The 13864-nt window shown below is 59.9% G+C and carries 18 protein-coding genes; 10 read left to right on the top strand and 8 right to left on the bottom strand.

The genetic code is table 11. The features are described 5' to 3' along the window. Nucleotides 1-54: 54 nt before the first annotated feature. The 3 genes from GIW28_RS14505 to GIW28_RS14495 all read left to right on the top strand — a co-directional run bounded on the left by GIW28_RS14505 (nt 55) and on the right by GIW28_RS14495 (nt 1695). Nucleotides 55-558, top strand: a complete 504-nt coding sequence (locus GIW28_RS14505) for a pentapeptide repeat-containing protein (protein WP_236448106.1) — start codon at nt 55-57, stop codon at nt 556-558. Nucleotides 559-919: 361 nt separating this feature from the next. Continuing rightward, nucleotides 920-1312, top strand: a complete 393-nt coding sequence (locus tag GIW28_RS14500) for a DUF2846 domain-containing protein (protein ID WP_026013838.1) — start codon at nt 920-922, stop codon at nt 1310-1312. A 152-nt stretch (nt 1313-1464) separates the two neighbouring features. Continuing rightward, nucleotides 1465-1695 (top strand): hypothetical protein, encoded by a 231-nt coding sequence (locus tag GIW28_RS14495; protein WP_017138978.1) that lies wholly within the window; start codon nt 1465-1467, stop codon nt 1693-1695. A gap of 227 nt (nt 1696-1922) precedes the next feature. Here the strand turns inward: GIW28_RS14495 and GIW28_RS14490 are convergent, their stop codons facing one another. From GIW28_RS14490 to GIW28_RS14480, 3 genes are all read right to left on the bottom strand, one after another. Continuing rightward, nucleotides 1923-2228 (bottom strand): DUF6124 family protein, encoded by a 306-nt coding sequence (locus tag GIW28_RS14490; protein ID WP_183144510.1) that lies wholly within the window; start codon nt 2226-2228, stop codon nt 1923-1925. A 552-nt stretch (nt 2229-2780) separates the two neighbouring features. Beyond that, nucleotides 2781-3668 carry a YghX family hydrolase gene (gene yghX / locus GIW28_RS14485; RefSeq protein ID WP_236447398.1) on the bottom strand — a complete coding sequence of 296 codons (888 nt, stop codon included), beginning with the start codon at nt 3666-3668 and terminating at the stop codon, nt 2781-2783. Between the two features lie 44 nt (nt 3669-3712). Beyond that, nucleotides 3713-4207, bottom strand: coding sequence for a PaaI family thioesterase (locus GIW28_RS14480; protein WP_065931619.1), 495 nt, complete (start codon nt 4205-4207; stop codon nt 3713-3715). A 136-nt stretch (nt 4208-4343) separates the two neighbouring features. Here GIW28_RS14480 and GIW28_RS14475 point away from each other — a divergent pair, with 136 nt between their 5' ends. Further along, nucleotides 4344-4901, top strand: coding sequence for a YceI family protein (locus GIW28_RS14475; protein WP_395599751.1), 558 nt, complete (start codon nt 4344-4346; stop codon nt 4899-4901). Here GIW28_RS14475 and GIW28_RS14470 read toward each other — a convergent pair. Next, on the bottom strand, nt 4898-5788 hold the full coding sequence (locus GIW28_RS14470) for a DMT family transporter (RefSeq protein ID WP_169986272.1): 891 nt from the start codon (nt 5786-5788) through the stop codon (nt 4898-4900). The two genes, GIW28_RS14475 and GIW28_RS14470, sit on opposite strands and share 4 nt — an antisense overlap. Before the next feature lie 88 nt (nt 5789-5876). On the opposite strand from GIW28_RS14470, the gene GIW28_RS14465 reads away from it, so the two are divergent. Then, complete coding sequence (locus GIW28_RS14465; RefSeq protein WP_169986270.1) at nt 5877-7202, top strand: aminotransferase-like domain-containing protein; 1326 nt, start codon at nt 5877-5879, stop codon at nt 7200-7202. Nucleotides 7203-7218: 16 nt separating this feature from the next. On the opposite strand, the gene GIW28_RS14460 is transcribed toward GIW28_RS14465, so the two are convergent. Beyond that, nucleotides 7219-7650, bottom strand: coding sequence for a nuclear transport factor 2 family protein (locus GIW28_RS14460; RefSeq protein ID WP_017138971.1), 432 nt, complete (start codon nt 7648-7650; stop codon nt 7219-7221). A 257-nt stretch (nt 7651-7907) separates the two neighbouring features. Here GIW28_RS14460 and GIW28_RS14455 point away from each other — a divergent pair, with 257 nt between their 5' ends. The 3 genes from GIW28_RS14455 to GIW28_RS14445 are packed head-to-tail and all read left to right on the top strand — an operon-like array spanning nt 7908 to nt 9338. Beyond that, nucleotides 7908-8126, top strand: a complete 219-nt coding sequence (locus tag GIW28_RS14455) for a DUF6434 domain-containing protein (protein WP_017138970.1) — start codon at nt 7908-7910, stop codon at nt 8124-8126. Further along, nucleotides 8123-8593 carry a RidA family protein gene (locus tag GIW28_RS14450; protein WP_169986268.1) on the top strand — a complete coding sequence of 157 codons (471 nt, stop codon included), beginning with the start codon at nt 8123-8125 and terminating at the stop codon, nt 8591-8593. The genes GIW28_RS14455 and GIW28_RS14450 overlap by 4 nt, the downstream gene beginning before the upstream one ends. Nucleotides 8594-8600: 7 nt before the next feature. After that, a complete protein-coding gene (locus tag GIW28_RS14445; protein ID WP_099549634.1) occupies nt 8601-9338 on the top strand; it encodes a CPBP family intramembrane glutamic endopeptidase in 738 nt (245 codons plus the stop codon). Nucleotides 9339-9492: 154 nt separating this feature from the next. On the opposite strand, the gene GIW28_RS14440 is transcribed toward GIW28_RS14445, so the two are convergent. After that, entirely contained in the window at nt 9493-11193 is a 1701-nt protein-coding gene (locus GIW28_RS14440) for an amidase (RefSeq protein WP_169986266.1), read from the bottom strand. Nucleotides 11194-11248: 55 nt separating this feature from the next. Then, nucleotides 11249-12031 carry a helix-turn-helix domain-containing protein gene (locus GIW28_RS14435; protein ID WP_236447397.1) on the bottom strand — a complete coding sequence of 261 codons (783 nt, stop codon included), beginning with the start codon at nt 12029-12031 and terminating at the stop codon, nt 11249-11251. Between the two features lie 83 nt (nt 12032-12114). Between GIW28_RS14435 and GIW28_RS14430 the strand changes: the two genes are divergently transcribed. Next, nucleotides 12115-12420: a DUF2834 domain-containing protein gene (locus tag GIW28_RS14430; RefSeq protein ID WP_026013836.1), complete on the top strand. Its 306-nt coding sequence runs from the start codon at nt 12115-12117 to the stop codon at nt 12418-12420. Next, nucleotides 12413-12835: an MAPEG family protein gene (locus tag GIW28_RS14425; RefSeq protein WP_099549637.1), complete on the top strand. Its 423-nt coding sequence runs from the start codon at nt 12413-12415 to the stop codon at nt 12833-12835. The genes GIW28_RS14430 and GIW28_RS14425 overlap by 8 nt, the downstream gene beginning before the upstream one ends. 91 nt (nt 12836-12926) lie before the next feature. Here GIW28_RS14425 and GIW28_RS14420 read toward each other — a convergent pair whose 3' ends face one another. Beyond that, nucleotides 12927-13850, bottom strand: coding sequence for a sugar ABC transporter substrate-binding protein (locus tag GIW28_RS14420; RefSeq protein ID WP_017138963.1), 924 nt, complete (start codon nt 13848-13850; stop codon nt 12927-12929). Nucleotides 13851-13864 lie beyond the last annotated feature (14 nt).

Here is a 13864-nt window from a genome sequence, read left to right as displayed (position 1 = left end):
TAAAAAAATACCGACTGTAAATCTTTAAGTTTTACCTTTGGACAGGGATAGCAGATGATTACAGTAAAGTTCGAGACAGGTGACTACCTAGAGCTTCCTATTGAAACCTTTGCGGGTGCAGATCTTAAAGGTATTAATTTTCATCGCGCGATATTTGAGGGCTTAAATTTTAGTAAGGCCGACTTTACAGGTTGTGATTTAAGAAACTCTGTATTTTATTTTTCTGTATTGAATGATGCGAGAATGATAAATGTTTCGCTGATTAGTGCGATATTAGTCGGATCCAAAATGAGAGGTGTTGACCTTTCTGGGTCTTTACTTATGTATTCTGATTTCTCGAAGGTGGACTTTAGCTTGGCAAGCTTAAAAGGTGCCAATGTCGTTGGGGGGGACTTTCGAGACGTTGAGTTTTCAGGTGCGGACGTCACTGTTGTCGGGCTGGATCAGTGTAATCTGGAGGGGGCTTCGTACGATGATCAAACTATATGGCCGGAGAATTTCAATCCCGAAGAACATGGTTTAATAAGTAAAAGGCGAAATGGGGACAGATTTATTTAAGCAACAAAGGACTTCGGAAAATTAATGAAAGAAGCGGGTTGCTTTTGCACTCTCTTGTCAGGTTGCCAACCTGATCGCCATATGGGCGACGGGCCGGACTACAAGCCCCGCGCCCAAACCCCCGCAAGGCATCAAAGTGCTGGCCCACGCACAACGCTTCACGTCTTCATCCCCGCGGCCGATACCCTGGCGATGATTAAACGCATCAAAGAACCTGCGCTTGCCAATCGCCGGCGCTCTCAACCCGCTCTACCGTCACACCACAAGGAAGAAGTACATGATCAAGCTGTTCTGCAAAGCCGCTGTTGTATTGTCCCTGGCCACGCTGTTTGGTTGCTCCTCGACGCCGTCGGTGGAGAAGATGCAGGCTGACGTGGCGAACTACTCGTTGCCCAAGGCCGCCGTCGCCGATAAAGGCCTGGTGTATGTCGTGCGCCCAAGCAACGTGGGGATGATGGTGCGGTTCAACGTGTTCCTGGATGACAAGGAAGCCGACTCGGAGATGGGTTACAACCGTGGTAACCAGTACATTTATTTCTTCGTGTCGCCGGGCCAGCACGTGATCAGTTCCAAAGCTGAAAACTGGGCTGACATGCCGATCAACGTCAAGGCCGGTGAGGTGGTTTACCTCAAGCAGGAAGTTGAAATGGGCTTCGCCGTGGCGCGCAACAGCCTCAAAGTGCTGAGCGATGTGGAAGGCCGTTATCTGGTCAAGGACGCGTCGTTGGGTACCATTGCAAAAGAAAGCAAGTGAGTTAAAAAGCGCTTGAGGCGGCCGGGCGCTGAGCTTGGCCGTTGTTGCTGTTTACATAAGCCGGGGATCCCTCAGGGTCAGACCACTATTGTTCTTGCTGAGTATTAAGCGTGGATTGGCCCCTATTTTTCCAGAGTTGAAGAGCTAGGAATATGTACTCACAAGCCGACCTCGCTATGGATTTAGAAAAAGCACTGGTTAACGGTTTCGATGTCTTTAGGATTTCTAAACTGGCATTTGAAATTTATCAAAACCATGGCTTAGAAATCACTGCTCCCATGGATCGAGCACTTCTCACATTGATGGCAATGGAGGACGGTGAGGAGTTTGAGTTGACTGAGTCCGAGCTTTTGGGTCTGATTTCAGCGATTAAAGCAGTGTAGATGGAGCAAAAGAGATCGAGTGGGATCAGACCACTATTCTTCTGACGGAGCACTAAACGTGGTCTGCCCCCTATTTTTTTTGAAAAACCTTCCTGAATCGGCAAACTGGCTCATGAGGGAAAGTGCCCAGTTCGGCTTGCTGCCTACGGCGGTGTATCAGTCATTAATCCGGCACTGACACACCGCCTTCGCAGGCAAGCCAGCTCCCACAGTTGGTTTGTGGTGTGTCAGCAGGTTTTGGGTTGCAGGCACTCCAGCGCACGGTCGGCCAGGGTTTGGGCCATGTCGATCAGGTGTTCGGTGGCACCGGCCATGTGGCGTTGATCGCCTGTCAGGCCTTGGGTGGTGTCGGCAGCGGTGGCGGCTGCGCAGCGCAGCAGGTCGCAGAGTTGGGCGAGGGCGTCTTCGAAGCTGAGGTCGTTCTGCACCGTAAAGGAGTGCGGCGACTCGGGTTGCAAGTAGTGACGTAAGGCGCGTTCAAACACTTCACGGTCGGGGGTAAAGCGCGGTGGATCAGGGACAATTTTGCTCATGCATAAGCTCCTACTGAAATGGGAGCCATCCGAATGCCGTTTCCACACGACAAAGGGTGGCAGCTGTACGCAGGGTGGAAAACCGGACAGTAGGACCCGGCCAGACCGAAGTCTGCCCACGTACAGCCGCCATATAACGTTCTGAAGGCAAAAAGAAAGCGCCGACATTGGTCAGATGGTGCTGGCGCTTGGCGCCCACTGATTCCCAGGTTTCCACACCCGATCGCTGATGTGCAGCGACAGAGCGAAGGCTAGCCAGTGGCGTGAGCAGGCGCAAGGCCAAAGGATTGTCTAGGAAACTTCCTGCAAATTAAAGCGATATGGATTGCTGGCCTTTGACCATGCGTGTCGATCAGGCAACACCGATCAAAGCTGAGAGGCGGGGTGTTGTGGCGAGCGGGCTTGCCCCGCGTTGGGCTGCGCAGCAGCCCCAGGGGAGTCAACGCGGTTTTCCAGATGTATCGCGTCGTGAGGTGTCAGGGCCGCTTCGCGCCCCAGCGCGGGGCAAGCCCGCTCGCCACAAGAAGTTAGCTGCCACAGTTCTGAACGTGTTCAGACCAGGTATTTGCGGAACCAGCCCAACGTGCGCTCCCACGCCAGATTCGCCGCTGCCTCGTCATATCTCGGCGTCGAATCATTATGAAAGCCATGATTGGCGCCCTTATAAATAAACGCCTCATAGGTCGTGCCTGCGGCCTTCAACGCCTGTTCATACGCCGGCCAACCCTCGTTGATGCGCGTGTCCAGTTCGCCGTAATGCAGCATGATCGGCGCCTTGATGCGTGGTACGTCCTTCGCATCCGGCTGCCTGCCGTAGAACGACACAGCTGCGCCGAGTTCTGGATAAGCCACCGCCGCCGCATTGGTCACGCCGCCGCCATAACAGAAGCCGGTGATCCCGACTTTGCCGGTGCTGCTGTCGTGGTGCATCAGCCATTCGATGGCGGCGAAGAAGTCGTTCATGAGTTTGGTGGGGTCGACTTTTTGTTGCAGTTCCACGCCTTTTTCATCGTTGCCGGGGTAGCCGCCCACGGAGGTGAGGCCGTCGGGTGCCAGGGCGATGAAGCCGGCTTTGGCCAGGCGCCGGGCGACGTCTTCGATGTAGGGGTTAAGGCCTCGGTTTTCGTGCACCACCACCACGGCGGGCAGTTTGCCGCTGGCCTTGGCCGGGCGTACGAGGTAGCCGCGTACGGTGCCGTTGCCTTTGGGCGAGGGGTAGGTGATGTAGTCGGCGACGATGTCTGGGTCAGTGAATTTGACTTGTTCGGCCAGCGCGTAGTTGGGGCTCAGGGCTGCCAGCAGGGCCGAGGCGGTGAGGCCGCCGAAGGTGAACCGCGCGGCGCGGTCGAGAAATTCGCGGCGGTTGAGCTTGCCGTGGGCGTAGCCGTCGTAGAGTTCCAGCAGTTCGGGGGCGAAGTCTTTCGCGGTGAGACGAGTCATCGGAGCAGTCCTCGATTAGCGGTGGTCATCACTGTAGACCAGGATCAACGTTCGCGGCCATGGGCGGAATCCGACAGTTGCCGGGTATCGACGCGCACGAACACCGAGTCGCCGAGGGCGGTGAGCACGTCACCGGCGTACACCTCGCAGACCACGCGGCTTTTACGCCCCACGTCGCCTTCAACCCGCGCGCGCAGGGTCAGCGTGACGCCCATGGGTGTGGGCTTGATGAATTTGATCCCCAGGTTACCGGTCACGCAGTCGATGCGCGGCAGGCTGCCGGGCTCGCGCAGTTCGTTGCGGTAGTGGTAGGCCATGGCCGTCCAGTTGGAGTGGCAGTCGACCAGCATGGCGATCAGGCCGCCGTAGACCAGGTCCGGCCAGCCGCTGTATTGAGCTTCGGGCAGGTGCTCGGCGATCACATGGATACCATCGGCATCCCAACGGCTTTTGATGTGCAGGCCATGGGGGTTGCTGCCGCCGCAGCCGTAGCAGATGCCTTCGGGCGCGGTGATGTCCTGCAGGGAAGGGGTGTGCATGCAAAGTCCTTATTGTTTCTTTTGGCGACTACTCTGTTTAGCAGGGCACGCTGCGAAAGGGAATAAAACCATGGCATGGCGTGTTAGCTCAGCACATCTGTTCATTTATCTTGCGGAGTGTTGCATGAAGTGTCGAATGCCCCTGTTTGTAAGCCTGGCGGTGCTCCTTGGTGTGTTTCTCGGCAACGCGCAGGCCGTGGAATACAAAGACGTCAACCGCACCGCCAGCCAGATCAGTTTTACCTTCCAGCAATTCGGGCAGCGGGTGTATGGCACCTTCAGTGACTTTGAAGGCACTCTGACCTTCGACACGCAAAAGCCTGAGGCGGCGCATGCGTTGCTCAAGATCCAGCTCGCCAGCATCGACGCCGGCAGCCAGGACGCCAATACCCAATTGCAGCAACCGGCGTGGTTCGACACCGCGACCTATCCTGTGGGCGTGTATGAGTCCAATGGCGCCACGGCGCTGGGCGATAACCGCTACAAGATCACCGGTAACCTGACGATCAGGGGCATCACGCGGCCGGTGGATATTGAGGTGCAGCTCAAGGAGCAAAGCGGCATCGGCGTGTTTGACGGGGCGTTCATCCTCAAGCGCAGCGACTTCAAGATTGGTGAGGGTGAATGGGCGGGCAACAGCGTGGTGTCCAATGACATCAACATCAAATTCAAGATGGTTGCGCCGCAGCGCTAACGGGCAAACTTCTTGGCCCCGGCCACACAGCCGATCACCGCAACCGTCACCAGCACCATGCCCAGGCTGACCTGCTCATGCAGCAGGCTCGCCGCCAGCGCCAGGCCGAAAAACGGTTGCAGCAACTGCAACTGGCCGACCGCAGCGATGCCCCCCTGGGCCAGGCCGCGATACCAGAACACAAAGCCGATCAGCATGCTGAACAGCGACACATAGCCCAGGCTCAGCCACGCCGGCAGGCTGATGCCCGTGAGGGTTGCCGGCGCCAGCATCACGCTCAACGGCGCCACCACCGGCAACGACACCACCAGCGCCCAGCAGATCACCTGCCAGCCGCCCAGGCTGCGCGACAACGTGGCGCCTTCGGCGTATCCCAGGCCGCACACCAATACGGCCAACAGCATCAGCAGGTCACCGGCCGGCGCGGCGCTCAAGCCTTGGGCAACGGCGTAGCCCATCACCAGCAGGCTGCCGAGAATCGAAAACAGCCAGAACACCGGGCGCGGGCGCTCGCCGCCACGCAGTACACCAAACACTGCAGTGGCCAGCGGCAGCAGGCCAATGAACACGATGGAGTGCGCCGAGGTCACGTATTGCAGCGCCAGTGCCGTGAGCAGTGGAAAACCGATCACCACACCCAGGGCGACGATCACCAGCGGCCCCCATTGGTGGCGTGCAGGGCGTTTTTCCCTGAACAACCACAACAACAGCACGCCGAGCATGGCGGCAATGGCGGCGCGGATCATGGTCAGAAACACCGGGTTGAACTCCATCACCGCCAGGCGCGTGGCTGGCAAGGAGCCGCTGAAGATGACGACGCCGATAAAGCCGTTGATCCAGCCTTGGGCGTTGGTATCCGGTGCAGTGAGGCTTGCGGTGCGTTCCATGGTGAGGGCTCGAACTAGGTGGTTGCGTAAACACCATCCTAGGGGCCAGGATTAAGACAATCAAAAAATTGTCATGGATACACCGCCTATGCCGCGCGCCCGCTACAAGTCGCTGGTCGACACCTTTGCCCAAGACATCCGCAGCGGCGCACTGGCGCCCGGCACACGCCTGCCCACGCACCGGCAATTGGCGGCTGAACATGGCCTGGCATTGGTCACCGCGAGCCGGGTGTACACCGAGCTTGAAGCCATGGGCCTGGTCAGCGGCGAAACCGGGCGCGGCACCTTTGTGCGGGAAATCGCCTTGCCGCCGGGGCAGGGCAGTGGGCAGATGAATGTGGCCACCGGCATGCTCGACCTGAATTTCAATTACCCCTCGCTGCCCGGCCAGGCAGACCTGCTGCGCACCGCTCTGCGCCAATTGGCGCTGTCGGGCGACCTGGAAGCGCTGTTGCGTTACCAGCCGCATGCCGGTCGTCTGCATGAGCGCGCTGCCGTGGCACGGCATCTATTGAGCCGAGGCCTGGCGGTTGAGGCGGAGCAGGTGCTGATGGTCAGCGGCGCCCAGCACGGCCTGGCGGTGACGATGATGGCGTTGCTCAAGCCTGGGGATGTAATTGCCGTGGATGCGCTGACCTATTCAGGCTTCAAGGTGTTGGCCGAAACCCTGCACCTGGAAATCGTCGCCATTCCGGTGACCGCCAGCGGCCCGGATCTGGCGTTCCTGCACGCGCTGTGCCGCAGGCGCCCGGTGCGTGCGGTGTACAGCATTCCAACCCTGCATAACCCGTTGGGGTGGGTGATGAGCCTTGCGCAACGCGTGCAACTGATTGCCATCGCGCGTGAGCACCATCTGATGCTCATTGAGGACGCGGCCTATGCGTTTCTGGCCGAAGACGCGCCACCGCCGCTGGCCACATTGGCGCCTGAGTGCACGGTGTACGTGGGCGGGTTATCCAAAAGCGTTGCCACGGGTTTGCGCGTCGGGTTTATCGCCGCGCCGTTGGAGTGGGTGAAAAAACTGGAGCGCACGATCATGGCCACCACCTGGAACGTGCCCGGTGTGATGAGCGCGATTGCGGTGGGCTGGATCGAGGACGGCACCGTCGCGCAGCTCGAAGCACAAAAGCGCCAGGACGCACGTGCACGCCAAGCCTTGGCTGCGCAGGTGCTCAAAGGCGTGCCTTACATCAGCCATCCGTCTTCGTATTTTTTGTGGTTGCCGCTGGGGGACGAGGCGCGGGCCGATCAGGTGTCCATGGCCTTGCAGCGCGAGCAGATTTCCGTGTCCACCGCCGAGCCGTTTGCGGTCTCGGCCACGGTGCCGCACGCGCTGCGCCTGGCGCTGGGTTCGGTGAGCATGGCCGCGCTGGGTGAGGCGCTGCTGAAGGTCCGGGAAGCGGTGCGGTGGTGAGCCGCACCGCTTGGCGTCAGTATTTGTAAGCCTGACGCCCGATCAGCAGCCATTTGCCTTTTTGCTTCTGCCAGACCTGGAAGTTGTCGATATCGGTCGGCACTTCGACGCCGCTGTTCACGGCCAGGGCGTGAAAGTGGTTGCGTACCAGCGCGGTGTCGCCGTCCAGGGTGATGGTCTGGTTTTGCATTTCGAGGGTTTTGAACGCGCTGGTGTGGGTTTCCAGGTCAGCGATAAATTGCGCTTTGTTCTGCACCTTGCCGCTGGAGTGGCCATAGGTGAGCTTGTCGGACGTCAGCGCGTGCAGCGCCTTGAGGTCCAGGTGCAGCATGGCTTGGGTCAGTTGGTCGACCGCTTGAGCCACATCCTTTTCGGCCGGGGCAGGCGCAGCTGCGACGTAGCCGGTGAACAGGCACAGAAAACCGATCAGCACTTTGACGTTTGGCATGGGTGTTTCCTTATTGTTGTTGGGGTGAACACGACAACTTAAGTCGTCGTACAACCATGCAATATTTTCGGGGGGCAAGGAAAGTGAAATTTTGAAATATCTCGAAAAGATTAAGCTAGATGGCGTCGTAAATCACATAGCTTCTTGTACGACGTCCCAACACAATAAATAACTGAGGGCGGTACACCTTGTCGCTTCCAGCCCAACAAGCCGATCGCTATGCTACTGCGCAAATAACAAGCCGCCCGAGAGACAACATGGATTTTGACTGGCACAGCGACGCCATCACCCGCGCCACTCCCGTGACCCCACACTACAAAAATACCCAGAACGTTCGCCGTTTCATGCTCGAACACTGCGGCCCGACGTTCAAGTTCGACCGGCCGTTCATGGCCTGGATTCGCAACGACATGCCCAAAACCTTGGGCGATGTGGTGGATGAGTGGCAACGCCGCAACGAGGACGCACGCCCATGACACGCGACGAAAAATACCAGGCTGTCCAGGAACGCATCGGCTACCTGCTGGAGGAATTCAAAATCGGCGGCAACTACACGCCGTTGGTGCGCGATGGCAACCAACTGTACATCAGCGGCCAGATTCCGCGTGTCGGTGACACCCTCATGCTGCCGGGCAAGGTCGGTGAAAGCCTGACCCTGGCCCAGGCGCAAATCGCCGCCAGTATCAGCGCGTTGCGTTGCCTGGGGTTGCTCAAGCAAGCGCTGGGTTCGCTGGATCAGGTCAAGACCCTCGTGCGTATCACCGTGTATGTGCGCAGCGCAGAAGACTTTGATCAGCAAAGTGAAGTGGCCAACGCCGCGTCGGACCTGTTCCACGAAATCCTCGGCGCTGCCGGTGTGCACACGCGCACGTCGGTGGGGGTGATGCAGTTGCCCAAGTCGGCGGCGGTCGAGATCGACATGATTGCTGTCGCACACGGTTGAGTGACCGATGATTACCCAAGGGCTTGAGGTACTGATCGACTACGCCGTGCACTTGGCGCCGGGTCTGCTGCTGTTTGGTGCGTGGTTCGCGTTGACACCGAGGGCGCAGGTGGCGATGCGCATCCTGATTCTGCTGGCGGCGTTTGTGCTGATGCGCGATGTGATGACGCCGCTGGGTATGTGGGCGGTGAGTCGCGATGTGCAGATCGCATTCAGTGGCAATGCCTTCGTACTGGCGGCGCTCGGCGGGCTGTCGGTGCTGCTGATCATGCTGCTCTCACGCCTGGCACCCGAGTTGTGGCGGTTGATGCGTTGGTCCATTGGCAACCCGTTGGTTGGCATGGCGGTGGGGGTTGTGGTCGGCTGTTTGATCGGCGTGCCACTGCGGGTTTACCAAGGCATTGATGCAAGCCAGTTCCACGGCTACTGGGTGTGGTTGCCGGGCATGGTGGTATTGGCCTATGGCGCCAATGCGTTGGAGGAAGTGCTGTTCCGCGGCTTTTTGCAGGGTTACCTGGAGCAACAGGTTTCGCCATTGCGCGCTGCGTTGATCAGCGGCGTGGCCTTTGCAGCCTGCCATGGGTTCCTGGCCTTAAGCGTTACCCAACTGGGCTGGCCGGTGTTGCTGTTCACCCTGCTTGAAGGGTTGGCCTGTGCGCTGGTGCGCATGCGTTACGGCGTACTGCCCGCCGCACTCGCCCACGGCACCGCCATCCTGCTGATCGCCGTGCCCTACATGGCCTGATCTGAAACACAACCCTGATCGCCCTGATCGTTCCCACGCTCCGCGTGGGAATGCAACCCTGGACGCTCTGCGTCCGCTCTTGAAGTCGTGACGCGGAGCGTCACAGAATGCGTTCCCACGCGGAGCGTGGGAACGATCAGTGATCCCACATTTTTTACAACGGCGGTGTGCGCGGTGGGATCAGGCGTTTGCTGCCGGTGGCTTCATACGCGCTGGCAAAGCTCAGCAGCGCCGAATCATCGTAAGCACGACCGGCAAAGGTCAGGCCGACGGGCATGCCGATGTCGGCCATCACGCCCATCGGCACGGTGACGGTGGGCACGCCGAGGTGGCGGATGGCGAGGTTGCCGTTAGCGACCCACACGCCATTGCTCCAGGCGATGTCGGCACTGGCTTCGTTCACGTCGGCATCTGCCGGGCCTACATCGGCCACGGTCGGGAACAGCACCGCATCGAGCCCAAGCGTGTCCATCCAGTCTTCCAGGTCGATGCGCCGGGTTTGCTCCAGGCCGCGCAAACCGTCCGGCACCGTGCTGATCTCGTTCCACGGCGTGATGCCGCGCTCGGCCATGCGCACGTATTCGTCCATGCCGGCGGCCAGGTCATCTTCGCGGTTGGGCAGGGTGCCCGGGTCGTGCGGGAAGATTTTCGGCCCATCGACATCCGCCAGGCGGTTGAGTGCCGGGTCGTTGTTGGCGCGCAGAAAGTCATCAAAAGCCCAGGCCGACAGTTCCCACAATTCGTCGTGCAGGAATTCCCTGGAAACCAAGCCACGGGTAAACACGGTTGGCGCGCCAGGGCGATCGCCTTCGCAGTTGGACACCAGCGGGAAATCCACCTCGATCACTTCGGCGCCGGCGGCTTGCAGCGCCTTGCGTGCAGCTTCCCACAGGTCGATCACGCTGGCGCGGGTGTTGATCTTCTGCCCGGTCGGCCCGCCAATGCCGGGCTTTTCGCTGGTGCCCGCCTCGGGGTCGGCATTGATGTACATGCGCGGCACGCCGAAACGTTTACCGGCGAGGGCTTCGCTGCTTACCGCCAAGTCGGCGTAAGACACGGGGCGCACCGACGCTACGCTTGGGATTGGCACCCAGGGCTGCAGGCGCCACAGGTCGCCACGGGTGTCGGAGTCTTCGGCGACCACCACATCCAGCACTTCCAGCAGGTCGGCCATGGTGCGTGCATAGGGCACCACCACGTCCATGGTCGGCGTGAGCGGCCAGTTGCCGCGTACCGAAATCACCCCACGGGACGGTGTGTAGGCGCACAAACCATTGTTGGACGCCGGGCCACGCCCGCTCGACCAGGTTTCTTCAGCCACACCAAAGGCGGCGAAGCTTGCCGCCGTGGCGGTACCCGCGCCGTTGGACGAACCGGAGGCAAATGGTGCAGTCAGGTAGTCGGCGTTGTAAGGGCTTTCGGCACGGCCATACACACCCCGCTGCATCCCGCCATTGGCCATCGGCGGCATATTGGTCTTGCCCAGGCAGATGGCGCCGCCCGCTCGCAAGCGTTCGATGGTGAAGGCGTCGCGCTGCGCAACCAGCTTGGCAAAGGCCGGGCTGCCGGATGCGGCCGTAAGGCCCTTGACCAGGTAGCTGTCCTTGGCGGTATAGGGAATGCCGTCCAATGGCCCCAACGTTTCGCCCCTGGCCCGGCGCGCATCGGACGCTTCGGCTTCTTTAAGGGCTTCGGGGTTGCGCACTACCACGGCGTTCAAGGCGGTGGCGGTCTGCGGGCCGTCATAGGCATCGATCCGCGCCAGGTAGGCGTTTACCAGTTCAACGGCAGTGGTCTGGCCGGTTTCAAGCGCCGCGCGCAGTTGGGCAATGGAGACTTCGGTAACTTGCATCACGTTTTTTTCGCCGCCTTCAAGTGGGAGGTATGGCGGCAGTCTACGGACAGATATTTCACAAAACCAGCGCGGCATGCTCCGCATAGGCGGCGCGCATGACTTGCCACGTCGGCTCGTCAGCCGGAATTAGATGCTCGATACGCAGCGACGTGAGGGTGATGTCCTGGGGCATGCCGAACGTGGTGAAGGTCGACAGAAAGCTCAGCTCGCCCTGGGGTGAGCGGATGCGCGTCAGCACCAAGGGCGGCATGTGGCCGGGTGGTTCGGTGTGGGTGGGCGTCGGCAGGCTGGCTAATAAAACCGCCAATTCAGGATTGCCCAACGCCTCCCGGCTGGCGCGTTGCCAGGCAAGCGTGCGGATCTCTTCGGCGTTGATCAGGTGGTCGCCCAAGCCGCCGGTTTGCAGCAGCGTGGTCAGCAGGTTCAGCCCGTCTGCCGCATCCGGTTCAAGCCCCAACAATTCAAACAGAACGCCGGTACTCGCATTCGCCGCCAGCACTTGCCATTGGCTGTCGAGCAGAATCGCCGGGGCCGGGTTATTGGCGTGCAACACATGGCTGACGGCTTCGCGAATCGCGGCCATGGCCGGTGAGGCGAGCGGGGTGGAGGTGTAGCGTGGCGCGTAGCCGGCGGCGAGGAACACGCGATTGCACTGCTCAAGCGGCACATCCAGCGCGGTCAGTAAATTGTGCAACGTGCCCGGGCTCGGCTTGGCGCGGCCGGTTTCGATGTAACTGAGGTGACGTTGCGAAACGCCGGTGATCAAGGCCAGGTCCAGTTGGCTGAGCTTGGCGTGGCGACGCAGTTGGCGCAGTTGGTCGCCGGCAGTAGTGTCCATGGCGGGTTCATAACCTGTGAGGTCATTGCGAGGGCCAAGACCTTATCACTATCGTGAGCTTCATTCACTTCAAGGACGAGACCATGCACAGACCCTCTATTGCCCTGGTCGGGTTAGTTGGATTTTCACTCTATACACTGGTGACGATGCTCACCGCCGAGCAATCACTGCTGGCCTTCGGGCGCCAATTGATGTCGCGGCCGGACACCGCGCAGGTGGTGATCGACCTGTACCTGATGGCGGTGCTGGCGTGTGTGTGGATGTATCGGGATGCGCGCGGGCGCGGGCGGTCAGTCGTGTCTGTGCTGCCGTATTTTGCGCTGACGGCGGTGTTTGTTTCGGTGGGGCCGTTGCTTTATATCGTCGTCAATGGGTTGCGCGATGAATGACCTGCTGGCTATCTACGCAGGCTGTGTGCTGGTGCTGTGCCTGAAAATGTTTGCGATTTCCTGCTATCAGGGTTTTTGGCGGATTCGGCGGCGGGCGTTCACCAACCTTGAAGATGCGGCGTTCTTCAGCCGCATGGCGCAGCCACAAGAATTGCCACACGTCGTGAGGGCGCAAAGGGCGTGGGCCAATGACCTGGAAAACATCCCGCTGTTTTTTGTGTTGGGCGGATTATGTGTGGCGCTTGGGAGTTCCCAGGGTGTCACGGGTTGGCTCTTTGGCCTGTTTACCCTGGCCCGATTGGCGCACACGGTGACGTATCTGGCAGGGCTGCAACCCTGGCGCACGCTGGCCTATGCAGTGGGCGTGGCCTGCCTCTTCGGGCTCGGTGCCCTGGTGGTCTTGAGGCTGAGATGAAATCCCCCCTGGCTGAGCAAACTTATTGTGGCAAGCCCGCTCGCCACAACAAGCCCGCTCGCCACAAGAAAACCTGGCCATAGGCAAGGGATTAAGGGTTCAGAAACGCCTGGTAATTGTCTTTGGTGATCTGCTGATAAGGAATGGTCAGCTCAGCCACATAGGGTTCCTTCTTGACCATCTTCACCGCCAGATCAATCGAGCCGACGGCCTGGCCTTTGTTGTCCTGATACACCGTCACCAGCAACTGGCCCTTCTTCACCGCGTCCAGCCCCGCTGCGCCGCCATCGCTGCCGGCCACCAGGATATCCTTGCCCGGTTGCATGCCCGCCTGGCTGATCGCCATGGCGGCGCCAATCGCCATTTCATCGGCATTCGCCGCCACGGCATCGATTTTGCGTCCGGACACAATCCAGTTGCTCATCAGGTCAATCGCCTTGCCGCGCTGCCATTCGGCGCTTTGCTCCTCGACAATCTTGATGTCCGGGTAATCCTTGAGCACCGTCTTCACCCCCAGCGTGCGGTTGTGCGTGGCGTTGTTGGACAACAGCCCGAGCATGATCGCTAGGTTGCCCTTGCCGCCCATTTTCTCTGCCAGGTAGCGCATCTGGATTTCCCCGGCCTTGATCTCATCCGAGCCAACATAACCCACGCCCGGCGGCACGTCCTGGAACTCCGGGCGGCGGTTGACGTACACCAGCGGGATCTTGGCCTGCTGGGCATTGACGGTCATTTTCTGCGTGGCCGCCGTGTCCACCGCGTTGACGATAATCGCGTCCATGCCCTGGGCGGTAAAGTTCTGCACCTGATTGAGTTGGCGCACCACATCGCCCTGGGCGTCTTCAAATTGCAGGGTCACGCCGGGTAGCTCCTTGGCGTGGGCCGCCATGTAGTCACGCATCTGTGCGAGGAACACATCGTCGACCTGGGCGATGCTCACGCCGATACGTATATCCGCCCAGGCCCAGGGCGTAACAGCGAGGGTCAGCAGTGCTGCGAGGAGTTGCTTCTTCATGGTTATGCTCCGTT

It is taken from the genome of Pseudomonas sp. PA-5-4B (genome assembly GCF_021606215.1).
GTDB lineage: Bacteria > Pseudomonadota > Gammaproteobacteria > Pseudomonadales > Pseudomonadaceae > Aquipseudomonas > Aquipseudomonas edaphica.
This window is presented reverse-complemented; position numbering and strand designations above follow the sequence as displayed.